The sequence below is a fragment of the Flavobacterium sp. genome (assembly GCF_046317795.1).
Lineage (GTDB): Bacteria > Bacteroidota > Bacteroidia > Flavobacteriales > Flavobacteriaceae > Flavobacterium.
Genome location: NZ_JBKCVI010000188.1, coordinates 1 through 7995, shown reverse-complemented (window position 1 = coordinate 7995; position 7995 = coordinate 1). Strand labels below are relative to the sequence as shown.

11 protein-coding genes are annotated in these 7995 nt (G+C 33.5%); 8 read left to right on the top strand and 3 right to left on the bottom strand.

What is annotated here, in order from left to right; genetic code table 11:
- Window positions 1–658 (top strand): DNA polymerase (locus ACK5ON_RS11150; protein WP_409822419.1); only part of this gene is annotated, 658 nt, incomplete at its 5' end.
- Window positions 659–843: 185 nt separating this feature from the next.
- On the opposite strand, the gene ACK5ON_RS11145 is transcribed toward ACK5ON_RS11150, so the two are convergent.
- From ACK5ON_RS11145 to ACK5ON_RS11135, 3 genes are all read right to left on the bottom strand, one after another.
- Window positions 844–1599, bottom strand: a complete 756-nt coding sequence (locus ACK5ON_RS11145) for a T9SS type A sorting domain-containing protein (protein ID WP_409822417.1) — start codon at window positions 1597–1599, stop codon at window positions 844–846.
- Window positions 1596–2126, bottom strand: coding sequence for an ankyrin repeat domain-containing protein (locus ACK5ON_RS11140; RefSeq protein WP_409822415.1), 531 nt, complete (start codon window positions 2124–2126; stop codon window positions 1596–1598). Before ACK5ON_RS11140 ends, ACK5ON_RS11145 begins: the two co-directional genes overlap by 4 nt.
- A gap of 67 nt (window positions 2127–2193) precedes the next feature.
- A complete protein-coding gene (locus ACK5ON_RS11135) occupies window positions 2194–3219 on the bottom strand; it encodes a LacI family DNA-binding transcriptional regulator (RefSeq protein WP_409822413.1) in 1026 nt (341 codons plus the stop codon).
- A 268-nt stretch (window positions 3220–3487) separates the two neighbouring features.
- Here ACK5ON_RS11135 and rplM point away from each other — a divergent pair, with 268 nt between their 5' ends.
- The 7 genes from rplM to ACK5ON_RS11100 form a co-directional block, all read left to right on the top strand.
- Entirely contained in the window at window positions 3488–3943 is a 456-nt protein-coding gene (gene rplM / locus ACK5ON_RS11130; protein WP_396176734.1) for a 50S ribosomal protein L13, read from the top strand.
- A complete protein-coding gene (rpsI, locus tag ACK5ON_RS11125) occupies window positions 3943–4329 on the top strand; it encodes a 30S ribosomal protein S9 (protein ID WP_396176733.1) in 387 nt (128 codons plus the stop codon). Before rplM ends, rpsI begins: the two co-directional genes overlap by 1 nt.
- A 224-nt stretch (window positions 4330–4553) precedes the next feature.
- Complete coding sequence (gene rpsB, locus ACK5ON_RS11120) at window positions 4554–5405, top strand: 30S ribosomal protein S2 (RefSeq protein ID WP_409822411.1); 852 nt, start codon at window positions 4554–4556, stop codon at window positions 5403–5405.
- Between the two features lie 191 nt (window positions 5406–5596).
- Window positions 5597–6565 (top strand): translation elongation factor Ts, encoded by a 969-nt coding sequence (gene tsf, locus ACK5ON_RS11115; RefSeq protein WP_409822409.1) that lies wholly within the window; start codon window positions 5597–5599, stop codon window positions 6563–6565.
- A gap of 113 nt (window positions 6566–6678) precedes the next feature.
- A complete protein-coding gene (locus ACK5ON_RS11110; protein WP_409822407.1) occupies window positions 6679–7326 on the top strand; it encodes a queuosine precursor transporter in 648 nt (215 codons plus the stop codon).
- Window positions 7327–7353: 27 nt separating this feature from the next.
- A complete protein-coding gene (locus ACK5ON_RS11105) occupies window positions 7354–7593 on the top strand; it encodes a hypothetical protein (RefSeq protein WP_396176709.1) in 240 nt (79 codons plus the stop codon).
- Window positions 7590–7995 (top strand): DNA-3-methyladenine glycosylase I (locus tag ACK5ON_RS11100; RefSeq protein WP_409822405.1); only part of this gene is annotated, 406 nt, incomplete at its 3' end. The genes ACK5ON_RS11105 and ACK5ON_RS11100, both read left to right, overlap by 4 nt.

Sequence of the window (7995 nt, the reverse complement as noted above, 5' to 3'; positions counted from 1 at the left end):
CGCTTTATCGGGCGAAGAAAACATGATTAAAGCGTTTCAAAACAACGAAGATATTCATAAAAGTACCGCTGCAAAAGTATTTAATGTTCCGTTAGAGGAAGTTACAAAGGAGCAAAGAAGTAATGCGAAAACTGTGAATTTTGGGATTATTTATGGTGTTTCTGCCTTTGGACTTTCCAATCAAACTTCGCTTTCAAGAAAAGAAAGTGCCGATTTGATCGATGCTTATTATGCAACCTATCCAAAACTAAAATCATACATGTCGAATCAAGTCGATTTTGCAAGAGAAAATGGTTACGTTCAAACCGTTTTAGGAAGACGACGTTATTTGAAAGACATTAATTCGGCCAATATGATGGTAAAAAGTGGTGCCGAACGAAATGCCGTAAACGCACCTATTCAAGGTTCGGCAGCTGATATCATCAAAATTGCGATGATTAATATTCATAAAAAACTAATATCTAAAAATGCCGACGGTTCGGGATGGAAATCGAAAATGCTATTGCAAGTACATGACGAGTTGGTTTTTGATGTTCACAACTCCGAATTAGAAAGAATACAACCGATGATAAAACACGAAATGGAAAACGCTTTTATAATGGATGTTCCGTTGGTTGTTGAAATGGGAGTTGGTAAAAACTGGTTGGAAGCGCATTGATTTTAGTATTCAGTTGTCAGTAAAGGTGAGCAGTTAGCAGTTGGATAATAAAAAAAGCTGTTAGTGATTTATTATTATTGATAGATTTTATAAAATAAGCTCGGCTTCTAATTAGAAAAGTTTATTATATAAAAAAAAGCTAAAAGTAAAAACCTTTAGCTTTTTTATTTTATAGGTAAATTCGATTATTCTACCAATAATGTTTTTGTAGCATTACCATAATCTGTTCTTAAAACAACTAGATAATTTCCTGACGGTAACGAAGAAGTATTCAATTCGTTGCTTTCATTAGATATTTCTTGATTTAAAACTACTCTTCCAAGATTGTCATAAACTTTTACTGTTCCTTTTGAAATATTATGTGGTAATTGAATAGTGGTTGCACTTGTTGAAGGATTAGGATACATAGTAAACGAATTTAAATCAAATTCTGAATTATCTAGTGTTATTCCAAAAGCAGCGGTTGTCGCAGCATTGGCACTTCCACCGTGTGCGGCTAAAGAAAAAGTAGCATTACCAGCACGTGCAGCAGCGAGGTTAATAGAGCCAGCCGATGCAGAAAAAACATAATCGCCTGCTTCACCTGTATTTAATGCTCTAGTTGAAACAACTGTTCGAACAGTACCATTTAGAGTATTAGAAATTGTAGTCCAACTTTGAACAGCATCAGCAGCTGGAACTGCAAAACCGCCCAATTGTCTGTCAGATATATTGGCAGTATTGATAAATGCTATTATATCACCTGATAACATTGATGAATTATTAAATGCTAAAGCATACCATCTGTCACTGGGCATAATTTGAGTTAAAGTAACTAATGATGATGTAACATCGATTTTTACTGAATATTCAGGAAAAAGCTGAATTGTACCAGTTGAAAATGTTTGCCCTTGACCAAGAGTAACAATAAATAAAGTAATTAATAAAGTAATTTTTTTCATAGTTTTTTATTTTTAAGGGTTTCAATTAATTTGTCATCGTCTAAAAGAATTGCATAATCTAATGCTGAGTTTCCTCTATTATCTTTTTTAGTATAATCGGCTCCTGCTTTTATAAGCAGGGATACAACTTCGTAATTTTTAAAATTTGTTGCATAAATTATTGGAGTAGTTCCGTTAGTATCAGCTAGATGTATGTCTGCTTTTTTTTCTATTAAAAACTTTGCAATTTCATTATTCCCTTTAACAACACAGGCCATCAAAGGTGTTCCCATTTTAGAATTTCCATTAATATCACTTCCATTTTCAATCAATAATTTAGCGACTTCATTATTGCCTCTATAACATGCTAAAATCAATGGAGAATATCCATCAGCATTAATCGTGTTAAATGCGTTTGGATTTGCTTTTAAAATTGCTTTTGCTTGTTCAACGGTTCCTTTCCTGGCAATATCAAAAACAGCTGCTTCATCTTGAGCAAGTGTTACATTAAACATCAAAAGTAAAAAAAGGAACATTATAATTTTCATAAAAATAGAATTTAAATTAATTAGAGTAAAAAAACCTAATTTAGTTGCGTCATTTATATCGTAAATACTAATTTAATTTTTTTGTGGATTCTCGCTGTCTTAATTCTGTATTGATAACGGTAGTTTTGAAAGTATAACCTTCTTCCTTACTTTCTAGTTTATCAATTAACATTTGAGCAGCAACTTCACCAATTTCCGGGCCATGCTGACTAACTGTAGACAAACTTGGAGACATTCTTCTTGACCAAACTCCATCGGCAAAACCAATTATTGATAGTTCCTCTGGGATTTTATACCCGTTTTTTAATCCCAGTTTCAACGCAGATACTGAGGCATGTTCGTCAAGCGCAAAAACAGCATCAATTGTATTGTTTTTAAACAAAGCTACTACCTTTTTATCAAAATCGGCCTCATTATCAGTCAGGATAATTAATTTTTCATCAATTGAAAAACCATTATTTTCCATGGCTTTATAAAATCCTTTGGCTCTTAATTTCCCAACACTTAAATTATCAATTGCCGAAAAAAGTGCGATTTTTTTACATCCTGTTTTAATTAAATGCTCTGTGGCGTTTACAGCCGATTCAAAATCATCTACGATTACTTTATCACAATTTACATTATCCGAAATCCTGTCAAACATCACAATGGGTGTTCCTTCGTTAATAATACTATTAAAGTGATTGAACTGTTCTAATTTCTGGGTTTCTTCGGCCACAGATAAAATAAATCCATCTATTGTTCCGTTACTCAACATTTCCAATGTATTGATTTCTTTCTCTAATGATTCATTGGAAATACAAGTTATCACTTTATATCCTTTTTCATCGGCTACTTTTTCGATACCCGTAAAAACTTTGGCAAAAAAAGAATTTAAAATATTAGGGATGATAACACCAATAGTCTTGGTGCTTCTGTTTTTTAAATTTAAACCAATAACATTGGGTTTATAATTTTTTAATTTGGCGTATTCTTGAACCCTCTGTTTGGTTGGCTCGCTTATTTCTGGACTACCATTCAACGCTTTTGATACTGTAGAAACGGAAACTCCTAACTCTTTTGCAATTTGTTTTAATGTGGCTTTCGATTTCATTTTATATCGGTTAAAGTGTAAAAATAACAAAATATATTTTGTAACATCTCAAAATAAATGCAAAGTTATTGGTAATTTATTTAAATGGGGCAAGATTTATGTGCCAAAAATTGCAGTTTTTATTACACTAAGTCATTTGATTAAAAGGAAATTAAGCAAAACATACTAGTAAATATAAAAAATTAAAAAACGTATTTGCTTTATTAATAAATAATTGTACTTTTGCGCTCCCTTTATTGGGAATGGAATGTTTAATTAAAAAAAAATTATGAACGCATTAAGCTACAAGACACAATCTGCAAACAAGGCCACTGTTACAAAAGAGTGGATCATTGTAGATGCTGATGGTCATAACTTAGGTCGTTTTGCTTCAAAGGTCGCTATGATTCTTAGAGGTAAATACAAACCAAGTTATACACCTCACGTCGACTGTGGAGATAACGTAATAGTTATCAACGCAGAGAAAATCAACCTTACAGGTAACAAATTGGACGACAAAACGTATATTCGTCACACAGGTTATCCAGGAGGACAAAGAAGTTTGACTGCAAAAGTTTTGCAATCAAAAAACCCTGCTTCGCTTATTGAGAAAGCAGTGAAAGGAATGTTGCCTAAAAACAAATTGGGTGCAGCACTTTTCAGAAATTTAAATGTAGTAGTAGGAACTGAGCACAAATATGGTGCGCAAAAACCTAAAACCGTTAACCTAAACGATCTTAAGTAATGGGAGTTATTCACAAAATCGGTAGAAGAAAATGTGCAGTAGCACGTGTTTATGTTTCTGAAGGAACAGGAAAAATTACTGTTAACAAAAGAGAGTTTGCAACTTACTTCCCAACAGCTACTTTACAATACAAAGTGATGCAACCCATGTCTATGACAAACAATGCAGAAAACTTTGATGTAAAAGTAAATGTATATGGTGGTGGTTCAACAGGACAAGCAGAAGCTGTAAGAATGGCTCTAGCAAGAGCTATGTGTGAAGTGGAAGCTGAAAACAGAAGCATCCTTAAACCAGAAGGATTACTAACAAGAGATCCAAGAATGGTAGAACGTAAAAAATTCGGTCAGAAAAAAGCGCGTAAGAGATTCCAATTCTCTAAACGTTAATACTGAACTTGTTTCAGTATCTTTTCAAGATAGCGAAACTACCAAAAACAGTTGCTGAAATGAATTCAGCACAAAGTATTGAAATTAAAAACAAAGTTGTCGATATTCCTTGTAAAAAGGGAATTAGTTTAGCATCGAAATGCAGTCCAAAGTCTTAAAGGCAGATGTCCTAAAGCGAAAAAGGTGACGCATTGCTAATCAAACGGAACGTAAACTATTACACAATGGCAAACAAAATTGACGTTAAAGAATTATTAGAAGCAGGTGTTCACTTTGGACACATGACTCGTAAATGGGATCCAAATATGGCTCCATACATTTATATGGAACGTAATGGAATTCACATTATCAATCTATATAAAACAGCTGCAAAAATTGAAGAAGCTAACGAAGCTTTGAAAAAAATTGCAGCATCAGGTAGAAAAATACTTTTTGTAGCTACCAAAAAACAAGCAAAAGATATTGTTTCAGAAAAAGCATTGGCTTGTAACATGCCTTACATCACAGAAAGATGGCCTGGAGGTATGTTAACCAACTTCGTTACTATCCGTAAAGCTGTTAAAAAAATGGCTACTATTGATAAAATGAAGAAAGACGGAACTTTCATGACACTTTCTAAAAAAGAAAGACTTCAAGTAGATCGTCTTCGTTCAAAATTAGAAAAGAACTTAGGTTCTATCGCTGATATGTCTAGACTTCCAGCTGCCTTATTTGTAGTGGATATCAAAGCGGAACACATCGCCATAAAAGAAGCGCAAAAATTAAACATTCCAGTTTTCGCAATGGTTGATACCAACTCTGATCCACGTGAAGTAGATTATGTTATTCCAGCCAATGATGATGCTTCTAAATCAATTGATAAAATTTTATCTTTAGTAACTGCTGCTGTGATTGACGGATTAGCTAATAAAACATCTGAAGGTGATATTGCTCCTGAAACAGAAACAGAAGAAGTAGTGGAAGTAGATGCTGCAGTTGAAGCACCAGCTGTAGAAGTTGCTCCAGAAGTGGAAGCGGCAGTAGAAGTAGAAGCTGCTCCAGAAGCAGAAGCTACAGAAACTAAATCTGAAGAATAAAAGAAATTAAATTCCAAAAAAGAAATTCCAAACCTGCCATACGGCAGACAGGTTCCAAAAGTTGTCATTTAATTGATGATTTCTTAAACTTGGAATTTGCTTTCGCCAGTTCGACCTTTGGTCTCGGGTGGGAATTTTAAGTTTGGAATTTATCATTTTTACAAAAAAATTAATTTTAAATAAAAAATATTATGTCAACAATCACAATTACTGCTGCAGACGTAAATAAATTAAGACAAACTACAGGTGCAGGAATGATGGACTGTAAAAAAGCTTTAGTGGAAGCGGAAGGAGATTTCGATAAAGCTATACAAAACCTTAGAGAAAAAGGGCAAAAAGTTGCGGCTAACCGTTCTGACCGTGATTCTTCTGAAGGAGCTGCTGTTTCTTTTATCAACGCTGACAATACTAAAGGAGTAATCATCACTTTAAATTGCGAAACAGATTTCGTAGGTAAAAATGAGGCTTTCGTAACTTTAGCCAAAGAATTAGTGGAAAAAGCAATCCACTTCTCTTCTAAAGAAGCATTCTTAGCATCAGATTTCAACGGAATTACTGTGGCTGAAAAATTAATCGAACAAACTGGTGTTATCGGTGAAAAAATAGAAATCGGTGGTTTTGAAATCTTAGAAGGTGCTTTCGTTGGATCTTATGTTCACGTGAACAAAATTGCTGCATTAACTGCCATTTCTGCACCAATTGCCAACGCTGACGTTTTAACAAAAGACATCTCTATGCAAGTAGCTTCTATGGGAGCTGATACATTATCTTACAAAGATTTTGATCCTGCTTTTGTTGCCTCTGAACTTGCTGCTCGTATTGCTGTAATCGAAAAAGAAAATGAAGAAGCAAAACGTTTAGGAAAAACTTTGAAAAATGTTCCTAAATATATCTCTTTCTCTCAATTGACTGACGAAGTTTTAAAACAAGCAGAAGAAGATGCTAAAGCAGAATTAAAAGCGGAAGGGAAACCAGAACAAATTTGGGATAAAATTATTCCAGGAAAAGTACAACGTTTCATCTCTGATAATACAACTTTAGATCAAGAGAAAGCATTATTAGACCAAAACTTCATCAAAGATGATAGTAAAAAAGTAGGCGATTATGTTAAAGGATTCAACGTTGAAATTACTGGTTTCAAAAGAGTTGCTCTAGGATAATTAGATTATTTACAAAACTTTACATTCTTAAAAAGGTGTTTCTTAATTGAAATACCTTTTTTTTATTTTTTAAAAAAAGTATATTTGGTTTTTTCTCATAAATATTACTTTTTATGTTTCAATCAAAAAAAGACACAGTTTATGTTGTCTTAGCAGGCATTTTTATAACCAATGCTGTTGTCGCCGAACTCATAGGCGGAAAATTAATTCAGGTGGGTTCAGCGGTAATGAGTATTGGGATTTTACCTTGGCCCATTGTATTTATTACTACCGATTTAATCAATGACTATTTTGGTGAAAAAGGCGTTCGGAAGCTATCGCTAATCACGGCAAGTTTGATTGCTTATACTTTTGTAATTCTTTATTTAGCGATGCAAATTCCTGCCGTTGATGGGAAAAACTTGGTAACCGATGCCCAATTTAACGGTGTTTTTGGGCAAAGCATGTGGATTATCGTGGGTAGCATAACGGCATTCTTAGTTTCTCAGTTAATTGATGTTACTATATTTCATTTTGTAAAAAACAGAACGGGCAATAAAATGATTTGGCTGCGAAGCACTGGTTCTACGGTGATTTCGCAATTGTTTGATAGTTTTATTGTCTTGGGTATTGCTTTTTGGATGACAGGAAAAATGACGACAGAAGTTTTTATTACATCAGCATTTACAGGTTATTTTGTTAAATTAATCATTGCAATCTTAATGACACCGCTTATCTATTTAGGCCATTCATTAATTGAAAAATATATTCATGGAAAATAATTAATACATTTGATAAAATTAAAAGTTATGAATTTAGAAACACAACGTAGTAACATTGTTCATCGTATTTTAGCTATAGAAAATGAACAACTATTAAATCAAATTGAGGAGCTCATTAACAATGATGTTTACTGCTTCACAACAACAGGAAAACCTTTAACAACCAAAGAATATAAAACACATTTGACCGAAATAATGAAAGTTTCGGAAGAAAGCCAAGAAAGTTTTTCGACAGCAGCAGCGAAAAAAAAAATTGTTAGAAAATGAAATCCAAAACACGCTGCGCTTGGTGCGAAAAAGACGATTTGTACCGAGATTATCACGATAACGAATGGGGAAATCCCGTTTATGATGATGATAAACTGTTTGAATTTTTAGTTTTGGAAACCTTTCAAGCGGGTTTGAGTTGGTACACTATTTTGAAAAAAAGAGACAATTTTAGAAAGGCATTTGACTTTTTCGACTACAAGAAAATTGCCAATTATAACGAAAACAAAGTTACAGCATTGCTTCAAGATGCTGGCATTATCCGAAACCAATTAAAGATTAGAGCAACGATTACCAATGCCATTGCTTTTATGAAAGTGCAGGAAGAGTTTGGCAGTTTTTCCAAGTATATATGGAATTTCACTGATGGAAAACCTATTGTAAACCATTATAAAACTATCA

Coding starts and splice junctions, on each gene's coding strand:
- ACK5ON_RS11110 (WP_409822407.1), top strand. CDS start 6,679: ATGTTTCAATCAAAAAAAGACACAGTTTATGTTGTCTTAGCAGGCATT.
- tsf (WP_409822409.1), top strand. CDS start 5,597: ATGTCAACAATCACAATTACTGCTGCAGACGTAAATAAATTAAGACAA.
- rplM (WP_396176734.1), top strand. CDS start 3,488: ATGAACGCATTAAGCTACAAGACACAATCTGCAAACAAGGCCACTGTT.
- rpsI (WP_396176733.1), top strand. CDS start 3,943: ATGGGAGTTATTCACAAAATCGGTAGAAGAAAATGTGCAGTAGCACGT.
- ACK5ON_RS11135 (WP_409822413.1), bottom strand. CDS start 3,219: ATGAAATCGAAAGCCACATTAAAACAAATTGCAAAAGAGTTAGGAGTT.
- ACK5ON_RS11105 (WP_396176709.1), top strand. CDS start 7,354: ATGAATTTAGAAACACAACGTAGTAACATTGTTCATCGTATTTTAGCT.
- rpsB (WP_409822411.1), top strand. CDS start 4,554: ATGGCAAACAAAATTGACGTTAAAGAATTATTAGAAGCAGGTGTTCAC.
- ACK5ON_RS11140 (WP_409822415.1), bottom strand. CDS start 2,126: ATGAAAATTATAATGTTCCTTTTTTTACTTTTGATGTTTAATGTAACA.
- ACK5ON_RS11145 (WP_409822417.1), bottom strand. CDS start 1,599: ATGAAAAAAATTACTTTATTAATTACTTTATTTATTGTTACTCTTGGT.